This window comes from Dellaglioa sp. CoH-55-MRSF-7 (assembly GCF_056782235.1).
This window is the reverse complement of record NZ_JBXAYI010000004.1, coordinates 24508-39268: the sequence shown is the minus strand read 5'-3', so window position 1 is coordinate 39268 and position 14761 is coordinate 24508. Positions and strand designations below refer to the sequence as shown.

The window sequence follows — 14761 nt, the reverse complement described above, 5'->3', positions numbered from 1 at the left end:
ATTAGAATATTGAGCTATTTTTGTTAAACGATAACTAACATTGGTAAAATCATTGGTTTACGTTCAGTTTGTTCATATAAGAATTTTTGTAAGTCATCAACGATTGCATCATTAATCATGGCTTCTGTAATTTTATCATTTTTTAATAAGCGACTCATGACACGGAATAAGCGACGACGACCTTGATTAATTAATTCTCCTGATTCGCGCATATAGACAAATCCACGAGATAATAAATCTGGTCCTGCTTGAATTTCATGTTTTTTCATGTCAATCGTTGCAACGACAACAACAAGGCCTTCTTCAGAAAGGACTTGTCGATCATTTAGGACAGCGCTACCGATATCACCAATTCCTGAACCATCGACATAAATATCATCAGCTTCAAAATGACCAGCAATTCGAGCAGAATCACTAGTTAGAGCTAAGACATCACCATTTTCCATAATAAAGCTATTCTCTCTTGGAACGCCAATTTGTTCAGCTAATCCAGTATGAATTTTAAGCATTCTATATTCACCATGGACAGGGACGAAATACTTAGGTTTCATCAAACTGAGCATTAATTTTTGTTCTTCTTGGCCACCATGACCAGAAGTATGAATATTATTTACTTTACCATGGACAACAGTTGCTCCAGCTTCTGAAAGTTCATTAATAACGTGGTTTACACTGATTGTGTTACCAGGAATTGGAGAACTTGAGAAAACAACAGTATCACCAGGTTGAATAGAAACCTGACGATGAGTCCCATTAGCGATACGGCTAAGAGCTGCCATTGGTTCACCTTGTGATCCCGTACATAAAATTAAAATTTCATTTGCGGGTAATGAATTAATATCACGTGCATCAATTAAGGCATCATCTGGAATATTTAAGTATCCTAATTCACGTCCGTTAACAATTGCTGCCTCCATACTACGTCCAAAGACAGCGATTTTACGGCCTTTGGCAACAGCAGCTTCAGCAGCTTGTTGTACTCGGGAAATATTTGAAGCAAAAGTAGCAAAGATAATGCGGCCTTCACCTTTTTCAAAAATTCGTCGAATTGATTTACCAACGAATCTTTCTGATTTTGTAAAATTAGGAATTTCTGCATTTGTACTATCAGATAGTAGACAAAGTACACCATCAGCACCAAGTTGAGCCATTCTTTGAAGGTTGGGCGGCTGATTAGTAACAGGTGTTAGATCAAATTTGTAGTCCCCAGTGACTACAATGTTACCAGATGGCGTTTTGATTGCGACACCTAAAGTATCAGGAATTGAATGAGTTGTTCTAAAGAACGACACACTCGTTTTTCTGAATTTAAGAACAGTATCTTCTTCAATTTCATGCATTTCTGTTGTGGCAAGTAACCCGTGTTCTTCTAATTTTCCTTTGATTAATGCTGAAGCCAATGGTCCAGCATAAATTGGGACATTAATTTGTTTTAATAAATAGGGAATACCACCAATATGATCTTCATGACCATGGGTGATAACTAATGCTTTAATTTTTTGTTGATTGGCAACTAAGTATTGAAAATCAGGAATAACGTAATCAATTCCTAATAACTCATCTTCCGGAAACTTGATTCCTGCATCGACGACGATAATTTCATCTTGAAACTGGATGCCGTACATATTTTTACCAATTTCACCTAATCCGCCGACTGCAAAAACACCAGTCTCGTTATTTTTAACATTTATCTTTTTCATTCAGAAAACTCCGTCATTTTAAATGTAGGGTTTTCCTTTTCATATGCTAAAGCTTTATCTGATAATGTTTCAATGAATTCAATGTTATGTGTTGTTTGGTGACCAACAATACTTTGAGCTTCAATTTCAGAACTTGCTTCAAGGAAAAGTGATTTTGTTTCTTCTCTTTGTGGATTTCTATCTTGTGTTTCTTGATAATAAACTTTAAAAATCATTTGTAAAACTCCTTTAAATTAAATTGATATCATTTTGGTTAAAATGATTTGAAATGGAAATTAGAAACCGAACTGGGGGTTGTCTGCACAACATATAATTTATATTTTATCATATATTATTATTTAAGTATAGAATAGACCGATTTGAATAGACTTATAAAGGATAAAATTTAACAGACATGTTATAATTATGAAAAGTTATCGTATAAGGAAGAGTGGTGTTTTATAAATGTGGTTGGTAGTTAAAATAGTGACTGTAGTGGTTTTAATGATCATCATAATTTTAAATTATAACCGTCTGAAAAGAAATAGACAGATTACTATTCTTAAAAATAAAAGCAAACTTATTACAGATAATGCGGTTGAATTTGCTTTAAATAGACTACATGGTAATGAATATGGTATTAATTCTGAAATACTAAGGGTTACAGAAATTGTTTCAAAGGTTTGGGGTAAGAGGGTCATGGTATTTGAGTATCAATTTCAGATGAAGTCTCCTTCAGAAGAGAATATCGGGAAAATAAGAAACATTTTTTTCAATTTATTTGAAGAATTTGAAATGATGAACCTGGTTAAAAAAAGTGTCGAAGCAAAATCGGCATTTGAAGTAACAGATCTTTGGTATTTAGACGGTATTTTACATTTAGAGGTAGCACATTTGGTTAATGTTGAGACAATTATGTATACTAAAGATTTAAAAAAGGTATAGTTCAAACAGTATGTTTAAAGTGAAATAAAAAGAGTTTCTTCAATAAATTAATTATTGGAGAAACTCTTTAGTTATTTATTCAAGCATAATAGCATCGTTCGGTATAGCAAATGGTTTGTCAGTATTAATATGATCAAAGAATAATATACCATTTAAATGATCAATTTCATGTTGGACTACAATTGCTTCATAATTTTTCAAGCGGATTTTATGTTGTGTACCTTCGATATCAAAGTAACGAAGTGTAATCCGATCAGCTCTTGGCACATATCCAGGGACATCTCTATCAACTGATAAGCAACCTTCACCTTCTGAAAGTGCAGCAACTTGAACTGACTGACTTAAAATAGTAGGATTAATTAACACTTGTTTAAGTGTGGGCTCTTCACCTTCTGGGCCAGGGATTAAGACAGCAGTCATTCGTTTAGAAATTGCTAATTGCGGAGCTGCTAAGCCAACACCTGCGCGTAGATGATATTTTTCAGCTATTTCTTCATTTTGACTATTCTCTAAAAATTCCATTAAATCATGTGCGAGTTGTTTATCATCATCTGAAAGCGGAAAAGTCATTTCGCTTGAACGATTTCGTAAAATTGGATTACCTTCACGAATGATATTTTTCATTGTTATTTTAATCAAAATAGTACCTCCAAATTAATATTCTACGGTACATTGTAGCATAAAATAATCATATCTGTAGGCCATTTGAAAATTAATAGTTATGTTTCATTTCTTTTAGTTTTTAATGGATTGCTGTAAAATGAAACATAGTAATTACTTTCAAGTATATTGAAAGTATTAGTTGAAAATTAATTCAATAATTAAATAAAGTAAAAATAAAGGGAGTTTAACACACTAAATTATGAATAATAAAATTGATTACCCATTAGAAGCACATTGGACTACTGAAGAAATTATCTCTGTCAGTGAATTCTATAAAGCAATAGAATTAGCAAATTCTACAGGTATTGATCGAGAAGAATTGCTTTATAATTATCGTGAGTTTAAAAAAATTGTTCCTTCCAAAATGGAGGAAAAACAAATAGGCAGATCGTACGAAGATGAATCAGGTTTTAGTATTTATCGTACAATGAAATTTGCAAGAGAGAGTACAAGGGACGTTATTAAAATTAACCAATAGGGAGGTTATGATTTGAATATTGATGAGGTTAATTATCAGGTTAAAAGTTGGCTGACAGAGGCACGTGAAAATATTATTCATGCATTTGGAAATCCATTGTCTGTTGAAACAAAAAGTAGTCGAGTTGATCTTGTAACTAATATGGATAAACAGACTGAAAAATTTTTAGTAAACAAAATTCGTACCTTTGATCCGAAAGCCAAAATTTTAGGTGAAGAAGGTTTTGGGGATGATGTAACAAATTTAGATGGTACTGTTTGGATTGTTGATCCAATTGATGGCACAATGAATTTTGTCAAACAGAAAGATCATTTCGCGATTATGATTGGTATTTATGAAAACGGTATTGGAAAATTGGGATTCATTATGGATGTAATGAATAATGTTTTATATTCTGGTGGGCCAGATAGGGGCGTCTTTGCCAACGATAAAAAACTTGAAAAGCCTGAAAATATAGCACTTAAGGATGGCTTGCTAGGTTGTAGCTCACCTATGTTAATGATGGACTATAAGCATTTACAATCAATTGTTCAACATAGTTCAGGTGCTAGGGTTTATGGAAGTGCCGGTATTGAGTTTGTTCACATATTACGTGGACAAGAAATTGGTTATGTTTCTCACTTAAAACCATGGGATTTTGCAGCCGGTAAAATATTGGCGGAAACTCTTGGTATCACCGTGAAAACAATTGACGGGTTAGAGCTCGATATGTTACAATCAGCAGATGTATTAATAGCAACGGAAAACGCACAAGAGGACATTTTAAAACTACTAAATAGTTTTTAGTAGAATCGCGTTGTGGCTGTGACTAACAAGTCGCAGTTTTTTTATGCGATTTATTTATGAAAAAGTATGAAAACTTTTAGTAAGTGTGTTAATTGTCTGCTATAATAGTGAACTGTAGTTATTATTCGTAAAAATATTAAGGCTCCAACGAAAGGAAGAACAAACTTGAAAACAAGAGATGACATTCGTAACATTGCGATTATCGCCCATGTCGATCACGGTAAGACGACATTAGTTAATGAATTATTAAAACAATCAGATACATTGGATGGCCATTCAGAAATTAGTGACCGTGCCATGGATACAAATGATATTGAAAAAGAACGTGGTATTACAATTTTATCAAAAAATACTGCTGTTAGAGTTGGCGACAAACAAATTAACATTTTAGATACACCTGGACATGCCGATTTCGGTGGTGAAGTAGAACGTATCATGAAAATGGTTGATGGTGTTTTACTTGTCGTTGATGCTTTTGAAGGAACAATGCCTCAAACACGTTTTGTTTTGAAAAAAGCTTTAGAACAACAATTAGTACCAATCGTTGTTATTAACAAAATTGATCGTATGGGTGCTCGTCCACAAGAAGTTGTTGATGAAGTTCTTGATTTGTTTATTGAATTAGGTGCTGATGAAGCACAACTTGATTTCCCTGTTATTTATGCTAGTGCATACAATGGTACATCAAGTATGGATCCAGATATCGAAACTCAAAAACATTCTATGGATGACGTTTTTGAAACAATTATAAATACAATTCCTGCACCAGTTGATAACAGTGACGAACCATTACAATTCCAAGTTTCAATGTTGGATTATAATGAATATGTTGGTCGTGTTGGTATTGGTCGTGTGTTCCGTGGAAAAATTGCTGTTGGTGATCAAGTTTCTGTTATTAAACTTGACGGCTCAGTTCAAAACTTCCGTGTTTCAAAACTTTTTGGTTTCTTCGGTTTAGATCGTGTTGAAATTAATGAAGCTAAAGCCGGTGATTTAATTGCAGTTTCAGGGATGGATGACATCTTCGTTGGTGAAACTGTAACACCAAGTGATCATCAAGAAGCATTACCATTAATGCGTATTGATCCACCTACACTACAAATGACATTCAGAACGAATGATTCACCATTTGTTGGACAAGATGGTAAAAACATTACTGCTCGAAAGATGGAAGATCGTCTTAAATTACAATTGCATACTGATGTTTCATTGAAAATTGAAGATACAGATTCTCCAGATGCTTGGGTTGTTTCAGGTCGTGGAGAATTACATTTATCAATCTTAATTGAAACTTTACGTCGCGAAGACTATGAAATTCAAGTTTCACGTCCAGAAGTTATCTACCGTGAATTCGAAGGCAAGATGCAAGAACCATTTGAAAGCGTCCAAATCGATACACCTGATGAATATTCTGGTGGTGTTATTGATACAATGGCTCAACGTAAGGGTGAAATGATTAACATGGAGACCGGTAATAACGGCCAAACTCGTTTAACTTTCTCAGCTCCTACTCGTGGTTTAATTGGATATGATTCACAATTCCTTTCAATGACTCGTGGATACGGTATCTTAAATCATACTTTCTCTGAATACAAACCAGTTATCCGTAACTGGGAACCTGGTCGTCGTAATGGCGCATTAGTTTCTATTAATTCAGGAAAAGCTACAACATATTCAATTATGAGTATTGAAGAACGTGGAACAATTTATGTAACACCTACTACTGATATTTATGAAGGAATGGTTGTTGGACAAAGTAGCCGTGAACGTGATATTTCTGTAAATATTACTAAAGGAAAAGCTATGAGTAATGTTCGTTCTTCTAATAAAGATCAAACAGCCTCAATCAAGAAACCAACTATTCTTACTCTTGAAGAATCATTGGAATTCTTGAACACGGATGAATTATTAGAAATCACACCAAATAATTTACGCTTACGTAAACGTATCTTAGATACAAATATGCGTGAAAAAGCTCAAAAACAACATAAAACAGATTCAAAAAAAGGTTAATTTAAAAAGAGTTGAAAATGATTAAGTTCATTTTCAACTCTTTTTTTTAATCATGATAAATAGTAATATGGTATACTATTAGGAGTCACGAGAGAATAAAATCGATGAAAAACAACATTTCTAAAGAAAATGTGATGGTCACTTTGCAAGAAAATGTAGATAAAATAAATAAATTTATCTGGAAACAGCGAAATACATTTTACTAGCTTGGTTATGTTACATTTTAAGAAGTAGTTGATACTTAATTGTTCGTTTTTCTCGTGAAGTAGATTTTGTGTTGGAGTGTGCTCTGTTTGAAGAAAAAACTGAAAAGAAGCAGATAAAGAATCTTGAAGTAACTTCGAATAGACACTTTAGTACTAAATTTGAAAAAATGAAGAAATAAGTTGGATTAAAAATGCAAATTTTAAAAAGAATAACACAAAAATTACAATATCTTGATTATTTTATTTTTATACCGTATATCATATTATCCGGAATTGGTGTGGTCATGGTTTATTCTGCTAGTTCATATAAGGTTCAAATGGCGGGTGGCGATCCAACGACATATTTAAAAAAACAATTGCTTTTTGCCATTTTAGGATTGCTAGTTGCTTTCCTTATATATTCAATGAAGGTTAATTTTTTTAAAAGTTCTGGATTTATAATATTATTTGGTGCAGTGTCCATTCTGCTACTTTTATACGTAGTACTTAGCGGTAAAACAGTTAATGGTGCAGCAGGATGGATTAACTTTGGCTCTTTTAACATTCAGCCCGCAGAAATCAGCAAGATTTTTTTAGTCTTGTTTATGGCGCAACAAGTTGCATTCCGTGAAAATAAAGAATTAAGTTATGAGGGTAGAAATAAACGTCGTTTTATCTATGCGATTGCAGTAGCCTTACCACTCATTTTAATTTTGGTTGAACCAGATGTGGGTGGGTTTATTATTAATTTTAGTGCAGTATTAATCATTATTTTGGCTAGTGGGTATTCAATTGGAATAACTTCTTTAATTTCTGTTGGTGGCATGGGTACTTTAATGATATTATTATCAAAATTAAAATCTGTTTCTCCAGATTCTGGTGGTCCATTAGCATATATGGCTAAAAGATTTAGTGGATTCAATGATCCGTTTAAATATCAGCAATCAACTGGACAACAGCTGGTAAATTCATATTATGCATTAAGTAATGGTGGTATTTTTGGTGCAGGACTAGGAAATAGCATCCAAAAACGAGGCTATCTACCAGAACCGTATACTGATTTTATATTAGCAATTACAGGTGAAGAACTTGGATTATTGATGGTATTTTTTATTTTAATATTACTTTTCAGTATGATTGGACGAATTATCTTTATTGGTTCTAAAAGTAAAGAAACTTTCCATTCACTTTGTTGTTATGGAATTGCGACGTTTATGACAGTGCAGACTGTATTTAATGTTGGTGGTATATCAGGTGTTTTACCAATAACAGGTGTAACATTTCCATTTCTTAGTTATGGCGGATCAAGTATGCTTATCTTGAGTTTCTGTGTAGGCTTAGTTTTAAATATATCAGCTTTAAGAAAAAAGGAATTACTAAATAATAAATAAAAAGGGGGTCATAATCAAATGCTTGACGAAGAAAATGGGACTAAGTTAGTTATACAAAAAAGACAAGGTGTCATTGTGTTTTTATACCATATGAAGCAAATTAAGCAGTTGAAACGATTCGGTATTATTCAATATATTTCAAAAAAAATGAAATATGTTGTCATTTATATGAATCAAGAAGACCTACCCGAGACGATTAAGAAAATTCAAAATTTAAAATTTGTTAAAAAGACAGAAGTATCGCATCGCCCTGATATTGATATGGACTTTGGGTCTCGAATGGGTGAAAAAGCATTTAAATTAACAGATGAAGATCAAGAAAAATTTAAAAATAAAAGTGAGTAAAGTATATGAGAATAATTTCAGGTGAATATGGCGGAAGAAAATTAAAAGCAGTTCCGGGTATGGCAACAAGACCTACAACGGATAAAGTTAAGGAATCAGTGTTTAATATTATTGGTCCTTATTTTGATGGCGGTAAATCGTTAGATTTATTTGCAGGTAGCGGAGGGTTAAGTATCGAAGCTGTTTCTAGAGGAATCTCGCATGCTTTTCTAATTGATAGACAGTATCAAGCAATTAAAACAATTAATGATAATATTGCTATCACAAAGGAAGAAGATAAGTTTACGGTCTATAAGCAAGATGCCGATAAAGCAATTGGACTATTAAAAGGTAAAGAAACATTTGATCTTGTTTTTTTAGACCCACCTTATAAGACCCAAGAAATAATTGATACGATAAAAAAAATAGATAGCAGCGAGTTGTTAAATAATCAAGCTTTAATTATTTGTGAAACAGATCAATATGCTAACTTACCTGATGATATTTCTGGATTCAGGCTATTTAGGAGACAAAATTATGGAATTACACAGGTAACGATTTATCAAAAGGAGAACTAAAATGAATGCAGTTTTTCCGGGAAGTTTCGATCCATTAACTAATGGACACTTAGATATTATTGTTCGATCAAGCCAAATTTTTGATAAAGTTATTGTCGCAGTTATGACTAATACTAAAAAGAAGTCATTGTTTACAGCTGATGAAAAGGTAGATTTGATTAGTGAAGCTACCTTTTCATTAGCAAATGTAGAAGTAGTTAGTGTTGAATCAGATTTAACGATTAACTTAATGCACCAATTAGATGCTAAAATAATTATTCGTAGTGTTAGAAATAATAGGGATTTTGAATATGAAAAAGATATTGCATTGATGAACAAAGAGTTAGATGAAACAGTGGAAACTGTATTGATGCTTGCTAATCCTAAATACGCACATATTTCCTCAAGTTTAATGAAAGAAATATTTAAATTTGATGGAGATATTTCAAATATGGTACCTAATCATATAAAAGTAGCTATGATTAAAAAATGTCATGAAGTAATTAGTAAGGAAGATTAACTTAAATAAAATGAATCATCATTAAAATACGTGATAATGATTTAAGGAAAAAAACGAATTTCATTTTAAATGAAATTCGTTTTTTTGCGTATTTAAATATAAGAGGGAGGTGGATAAGATGGATCAAATAAAAAAAATTTGAATTGAATATCGAAAAATTATCATTATTTGTGTGGTATCTGTAATAGCATTGACCATTTTTTCAATAGTTACACAACATAAAAGTAGCAAAACAGATGATATGTTAGTTAATAGTATTACTAGTACGTCGTCTAGCTCGGAAAAAAATATATCAAGCCATTTAGAAACCTCAAATGGTGGGAAAATCGTTGTGGATATCAAAGGAAATATAAAAAAACCAGGTATATACACAATGAAAACAGGAATGAGAATTAGTCAGGTAATCGATTTAGCTGAGGGATTTTTATCTAACGCTGATCAGAAACAGATTAATTTAGCTCAAAAAGTAACAGATGAGATGGTTATATATGTTCCGGCAAAAGGGGAAGTAAAAGAAAATAAAGTAGCAGCTACTACTGCCCAAGGATCTTCTGTTATGGATGCAGGGTCTACTACAGGAACTCAGGATAAATCGAATGATGAATCAACGGTTAATTTAAACACCGCAACGAAAGAACAACTGCAAGGGTTGACTGGAATTGGACCAAAAAAAGCAGAACAAATTTTACAATATAGAGAAGAACATCAATCGTTTAAAACTACGGATGAATTAAAAGAAGTTGGCGGCATCGGTGATAAAACATATGAAAGTCTAAAGGACTCATTAGCGGTCTAACTTTTTTTAAAGATTTATTTTTGATATACTATAAAAAAATGAAAGAAGGAAATACCTAAATGCCTGATAATAGAATTCCTTGGGATCAATATTTTATGACGCAAGCTGCATTACTATCATTAAGAAGTACATGTGAAAGATTATCTGTTGGTGCGATACTTGTTAGAGATAAACGGATTATTGCAGGCGGATATAACGGCGCTGTTTCAGGGGATGTACATTGTATAGATGAAGGTTGCTACCTTGTAGACGGACATTGTGTACGAACGATTCATGCAGAAATGAATGCAGTTTTACAGTGTGCAAAGTTTGGCTCAGCGACAGATAATTCAGAAATTTATGTGACAGATTTTCCTTGTTTACAGTGTACAAAAATGCTACTTCAATCCGGCGTGAAAAAAATATATTATTTACGTAATTATCATAATGATGATTATGCCATATCACTATTAGAAAGAAATAATGTTATTTTTGAGCAAGTAAAAGTTGATAAAAATTATATTGAAGAAATTGTTCTGAATAAAATATTTTCAGAATAAAATCAGTTGAAGCAGTTGATCTATTTTTTGCGACGTTAGTTATTGGAATAACAAGTTTATATGTTGTAAATTACAATCCTATTTGGATTATTTTCGCTATCGTTATTTTTATACGAATTATTACGTTAAAACGTTCGATAACTTTTTATATTTGTTGTGTCTGTATTTTAATTTTTGGTATTTATTTTTACAGTAATGCGAAGGAAAGCCAGAAGCAAGTTGTAGTTGAAAAAGAGGTACAAAATGTTAATGTGAAAATTTACCCTGATGATTATTCAATCAATGGTGATTTGGTTAGTTTTGATGGACAAATAATTTCTAATTCACAAAAAATTCGAGGATTTTATAACTGTAAGTCACAAAATGAACTCAATAAGATTAAACATAATAAACACACTAAAATTATAAACGTTGATGCTAAGCTACAAAAAATTAAATCAGCGACAAATGAAAACGAGTTTGATTATCAAAGTTTTATGCGAACTAAATCAATTTACAATAGTATGACTATTATAAAAGTTAATAATAGTGAAAAAAATGTCATGAATTTATCGCTTGAATCCGTGATAAGTAAGTTACATGAATTACGAGCAGAATTAAAAAGTTATTTTAATTCTTTATCCAATCCGTTAGATAAATTTTTGAATGCTTTGGTAATTGGTGATAAGACTCAGGAATTCAATCAGGATTTAGCCTCTATAAGACAATTAGGATTAATTCATTTATTCTGTTTATCGGGTTTACATGTATATTATTTTGTGATGTTAATAAGAACGTTAGGAAATAGACTATTAATCCCACGTGAGACAGTAGCCAAAGGATTACTTTTTTTACTTCCATGCTATTTAGTTATTGCAGGGGAATCTAGTAGTTTACGACGTGCAATTTTTATGTGTATGGTTCAACTTATTTGTGAACTAATTGATAAACCTGTCCAAGGGATTACGGTTTGGTGTTTCGCTTTGTTAATAGGATTGGTGATTGAACCACAAGTACTGTTCACATTTGGCGGTCAGTTGAGCTATCTAATGTCATTACTACTAATCTTTATGGAGAATAAAGGTACTTTTGAATCAGGTATTTGGCTAAACTTATTTAGTTTGCCATTTATTTTTTTCAACGTTTATCAGTGGAATGTTCTATCAATTGTACTTAGTATTTTTATTATTCCTATTTTTGAATTCTTAATCCTACCAATTGTAATTTTTGGAGGAATGGTTGGGATTCATTTTAAGGTTGTTATGGATGGGATAAATACTGTATTAAAAACGTTTATTTATTTTTTTGATGAACTAGCACGTTTACCATTAACGATAACGTTTGGTAAACCCAGTTTAAATATGTGCATGCTATTTTTCATGTGCACCTTAACATGTTTTTTACATCCTTCGTGTATTAAAAGATGGGCAATATTAGTTAGTTTCTATGTTATGGTATTTCTATGGATCCATTTTCCAATTCGGCAAGAAGTCGTTTTTTTTGACATTGGTCAAGGGGATTCAACATTGATAAGAAAGCCGTTTAATAGGCAAATTACATTAGTAGATACAGGCGGTAAAGTTCATTTTAAGATGGATAGCTGGCGAACTAGAAAGGAGTATCAAACTTCTGGTGAAAAAATTATTACTAATTATTTATTAAGCAAAGGAATCAGTCATATAGACTATTTATATTTGACGCATCAAGATGCAGATCATATAGGTAATTTTCCGTCTATATTAACCAAAATAGACGTCGATAGAATGATTGTTCCATCTGGAATGGAACAACTGCCACAATTCATTAAAAAAATAGAATCTACTCGACCGCCTAAAATGGTGATACCTATGACAGATAATAGTAAAAAACAGGATGCTGAATTGATGATTCTACATCCTTTTAATCAAGGTATAGGAAAAAACGAAGATTCTCTTGTTTTATTTGGAACAATCGGGAAATATAGCTATCTTATTACTGGCGATTTGGACCGAGCTGGTGAAAAAAAGGTTATTCAAAAATATCCCAATTTACAAATATCAATTCTTAAAACAGGTCATCATGGCAGTAAAACTGCGACTGATCCAATATTTATTGATCAAATAAAACCGAAGTTAGCGGTGATTTCTGCTGGTAAGAATAATAGATATGGCCACCCACATCAAGAAACATTAGATACTTTGAAAAAATATCGAATACCGTTTGTTAGTACAGCAGAGCATGGTATGATAAGAATCAGCAAGTTTCAAAATTATAAAGAAAAATTAGAAGTTTTTAACAATGAAAAGAGCTGATAAATATGAATTCACAGGCAATAATTTCAACGTTATCTCTTGAAAATGTGAAGCCAGTAAATCTTGTCTTAGGTAATGAGACTTATTTAATGGAAGATGTAAAAAAAGCATTTACTGAGTTGATACCTGAAGAAGAGAGAACGATGAATTTAGGTAAATATGATATGGAGGAGGTTCCGTTGGCTAAAGCATTAGATGATGCGATGTCTGTTCCTTTTTTTGGTGATAAGCGCTTAATTTTTATTCAAAATCCTTTTTTTCTAACGTCAGACACTAAAAAAAGAAAAATTGAACACGATATTGATGGTCTTTTATCTTATTTAGCTCATCCGGAACCAACAAGTATTGTAGTTATATTTGCGCCTTATAAAGAATTAGATGGTCGTAAAAAGATTAGTAAGATGCTTAAAAAATTTAGTCTAGTTATTGATAATCAACCGTTAAATGAGCGTGCAACGCGACAGTTTATAGCCCAAGAGATGGCTAACAAATCATTTGAAATAGATGAAAACGCTTTGGAATTATTTCTAGAAAGAACCAATACAGAATTATCAACAATCATGAATGAATTGCCAAAGTTATTTTTGTATAATTTTGAAACCCACCGAATTACATTATCATCTGTTGAAAATTTAGTTTCTAAAACTTTAGAACAAAATATATTTGATTTAGTAGATGTTGTTATTTCAAATAATATTGAAAAATCAGTAACGTTGTATCATGATTTAATTTTACAAAATGAAGAGCCAATTAAGATAAATGCAATATTATTGGGACAATTTAGATTATTATTACAAGTGAAAATTTTGCAAGATAAAGGTTACTCACAAGGAGATTTAGCTAGTGTTTTAAAAGTGCATCCTTATCGAATTAAGTTGGCACTTCAAAAGATAAAGAAATTTAATAGAAGTGATTTGAGGAAAATTTATTTAGCGTTAATTGATTTAGAAAAAGCAATGAAGACGACACAACAAGATCAAGAAGGATTATTCTCATTATTTATGCTTCAAATTAATCGTATAGATGTATAAAATAAAAAATACCCAGTAGATTATTAATCTACTGGGTATTTTTCTGAAAACTTATTTAGCGTAACGAGCAGCCATACGAGACTTATCACGAGCAGCTTTGTTTTCTTTGATCAAACCTTTAGAATGTGCTTTGTCGATTGCAGTAATAGCAGCTTTGTATAAAGCATCTACATTATCGGCACCAGCAGTCTTAGCTTGTTCAAACTTCTTTACAGCAGTACGCATTGTGCTTAATTGAGCAGCATTTTTAACGTTTGCTTTTTCATTCGTTTTTACACGTTTAATTGCAGATTGAATAATTGGCATTTAAGTCACCTCCACTTATCATGATCACCTTATTGGTTCTCAACAAATATTTCAACAACCATTATTATACCTAACCAAATTAGTTAATGCAATGAAAACTTGTAAAGGATTTTTACTTGATAGTAATAATTAGATAAGAGAAGTTATAAAAAACTTGCAATATACTCTAAATTTTAGTAAGGTTAGATTTGTTCCAAGTAACCTTTAACTTAGTTTGTTGACGTCTCACCGACGACTTACTCGGTTTTAGGCATTTAGATTCAGAAAGGTGGGAAACA

The 14761-nt window shown here is 31.9% G+C and carries 16 protein-coding genes; 12 read left to right on the top strand and 4 right to left on the bottom strand.

Annotation, left to right across the window (positions count from 1 at the left end):
* Positions 1-23 precede the first annotated feature (23 nt).
* Positions 24-1700, bottom strand: a complete 1677-nt coding sequence (rnjA, locus tag AC1RPU_RS05360; RefSeq protein ID WP_409022391.1) for a ribonuclease J1 — start codon at positions 1698-1700, stop codon at positions 24-26.
* Positions 1697-1915 (bottom strand): DNA-directed RNA polymerase subunit epsilon, encoded by a 219-nt coding sequence (locus tag AC1RPU_RS05355; RefSeq protein WP_409022392.1) that lies wholly within the window; start codon positions 1913-1915, stop codon positions 1697-1699. The genes rnjA and AC1RPU_RS05355 overlap by 4 nt, the downstream gene beginning before the upstream one ends.
* 229 nt (positions 1916-2144) lie before the next feature.
* Between AC1RPU_RS05355 and AC1RPU_RS05350 the strand changes: the two genes are divergently transcribed.
* Positions 2145-2624 carry a hypothetical protein gene (locus AC1RPU_RS05350; RefSeq protein WP_409022393.1) on the top strand — a complete coding sequence of 160 codons (480 nt, stop codon included), beginning with the start codon at positions 2145-2147 and terminating at the stop codon, positions 2622-2624.
* Positions 2625-2699: 75 nt separating this feature from the next.
* Here AC1RPU_RS05350 and def read toward each other — a convergent pair whose 3' ends face one another.
* On the bottom strand, positions 2700-3248 hold the full coding sequence (gene def, locus AC1RPU_RS05345; RefSeq protein WP_409022787.1) for a peptide deformylase: 549 nt from the start codon (positions 3246-3248) through the stop codon (positions 2700-2702).
* A gap of 238 nt (positions 3249-3486) precedes the next feature.
* On the opposite strand from def, the gene AC1RPU_RS05340 reads away from it, so the two are divergent.
* From AC1RPU_RS05340 to holA, 11 genes are all read left to right on the top strand, one after another.
* Positions 3487-3765 (top strand): UPF0223 family protein, encoded by a 279-nt coding sequence (locus AC1RPU_RS05340; protein WP_481761700.1) that lies wholly within the window; start codon positions 3487-3489, stop codon positions 3763-3765.
* Between the two features lie 12 nt (positions 3766-3777).
* On the top strand, positions 3778-4551 hold the full coding sequence (locus tag AC1RPU_RS05335; protein WP_481761701.1) for an inositol monophosphatase family protein: 774 nt from the start codon (positions 3778-3780) through the stop codon (positions 4549-4551).
* Between the two features lie 165 nt (positions 4552-4716).
* Entirely contained in the window at positions 4717-6564 is a 1848-nt protein-coding gene (gene typA / locus AC1RPU_RS05330; protein ID WP_481761702.1) for a translational GTPase TypA, read from the top strand.
* A 397-nt stretch (positions 6565-6961) separates the two neighbouring features.
* Positions 6962-8140, top strand: coding sequence for an FtsW/RodA/SpoVE family cell cycle protein (locus AC1RPU_RS05325; RefSeq protein ID WP_481761703.1), 1179 nt, complete (start codon positions 6962-6964; stop codon positions 8138-8140).
* Positions 8141-8158: 18 nt separating this feature from the next.
* Positions 8159-8485 (top strand): YlbG family protein, encoded by a 327-nt coding sequence (locus AC1RPU_RS05320; RefSeq protein ID WP_481761704.1) that lies wholly within the window; start codon positions 8159-8161, stop codon positions 8483-8485.
* A gap of 5 nt (positions 8486-8490) precedes the next feature.
* A complete protein-coding gene (rsmD, locus tag AC1RPU_RS05315; RefSeq protein WP_481761705.1) occupies positions 8491-9042 on the top strand; it encodes a 16S rRNA (guanine(966)-N(2))-methyltransferase RsmD in 552 nt (183 codons plus the stop codon).
* Between the two features lies 1 nt (position 9043).
* Positions 9044-9541 (top strand): pantetheine-phosphate adenylyltransferase, encoded by a 498-nt coding sequence (gene coaD / locus AC1RPU_RS05310; RefSeq protein ID WP_481761706.1) that lies wholly within the window; start codon positions 9044-9046, stop codon positions 9539-9541.
* 190 nt (positions 9542-9731) lie between these two features.
* Entirely contained in the window at positions 9732-10337 is a 606-nt protein-coding gene (locus AC1RPU_RS05305) for a helix-hairpin-helix domain-containing protein (RefSeq protein WP_481761707.1), read from the top strand.
* Positions 10338-10396: 59 nt separating this feature from the next.
* Positions 10397-10876 (top strand): ComE operon protein 2, encoded by a 480-nt coding sequence (locus tag AC1RPU_RS05300; protein WP_409022402.1) that lies wholly within the window; start codon positions 10397-10399, stop codon positions 10874-10876.
* Between the two features lie 251 nt (positions 10877-11127).
* The gene (locus AC1RPU_RS05295; protein ID WP_481761708.1) at positions 11128-13146 is read left to right on the top strand and encodes a DNA internalization-related competence protein ComEC/Rec2; all 2019 of its coding nucleotides are present in this window, start codon (positions 11128-11130) and stop codon (positions 13144-13146) included.
* Positions 13147-13151: 5 nt separating this feature from the next.
* Entirely contained in the window at positions 13152-14177 is a 1026-nt protein-coding gene (holA, locus tag AC1RPU_RS05290) for a DNA polymerase III subunit delta (RefSeq protein WP_481761709.1), read from the top strand.
* A gap of 51 nt (positions 14178-14228) precedes the next feature.
* Here the strand turns inward: holA and rpsT are convergent, their stop codons facing one another.
* A complete protein-coding gene (rpsT, locus tag AC1RPU_RS05285; RefSeq protein ID WP_409022404.1) occupies positions 14229-14483 on the bottom strand; it encodes a 30S ribosomal protein S20 in 255 nt (84 codons plus the stop codon).
* Positions 14484-14761 lie beyond the last annotated feature (278 nt).

Bases quoted from the DNA above. Each gene is read 5' to 3' on its own strand.
- AC1RPU_RS05320 (WP_481761704.1), top strand. From the start codon at position 8,159: ATGCTTGACGAAGAAAATGGGACTAAGTTAGTTATACAAAAAAGACAA.
- rsmD (WP_481761705.1), top strand. From the start codon at position 8,491: ATGAGAATAATTTCAGGTGAATATGGCGGAAGAAAATTAAAAGCAGTT.
- AC1RPU_RS05355 (WP_409022392.1), bottom strand. From the start codon at position 1,915: ATGATTTTTAAAGTTTATTATCAAGAAACACAAGATAGAAATCCACAA.
- holA (WP_481761709.1), top strand. From the start codon at position 13,152: ATGAATTCACAGGCAATAATTTCAACGTTATCTCTTGAAAATGTGAAG.
- rnjA (WP_409022391.1), bottom strand. From the start codon at position 1,700: ATGAAAAAGATAAATGTTAAAAATAACGAGACTGGTGTTTTTGCAGTC.
- AC1RPU_RS05340 (WP_481761700.1), top strand. From the start codon at position 3,487: ATGAATAATAAAATTGATTACCCATTAGAAGCACATTGGACTACTGAA.
- AC1RPU_RS05350 (WP_409022393.1), top strand. From the start codon at position 2,145: ATGTGGTTGGTAGTTAAAATAGTGACTGTAGTGGTTTTAATGATCATC.
- coaD (WP_481761706.1), top strand. From the start codon at position 9,044: ATGAATGCAGTTTTTCCGGGAAGTTTCGATCCATTAACTAATGGACAC.
- rpsT (WP_409022404.1), bottom strand. From the start codon at position 14,483: ATGCCAATTATTCAATCTGCAATTAAACGTGTAAAAACGAATGAAAAA.
- AC1RPU_RS05325 (WP_481761703.1), top strand. From the start codon at position 6,962: ATGCAAATTTTAAAAAGAATAACACAAAAATTACAATATCTTGATTAT.
- def (WP_409022787.1), bottom strand. From the start codon at position 3,248: ATGAAAAATATCATTCGTGAAGGTAATCCAATTTTACGAAATCGTTCA.
- AC1RPU_RS05300 (WP_409022402.1), top strand. From the start codon at position 10,397: ATGCCTGATAATAGAATTCCTTGGGATCAATATTTTATGACGCAAGCT.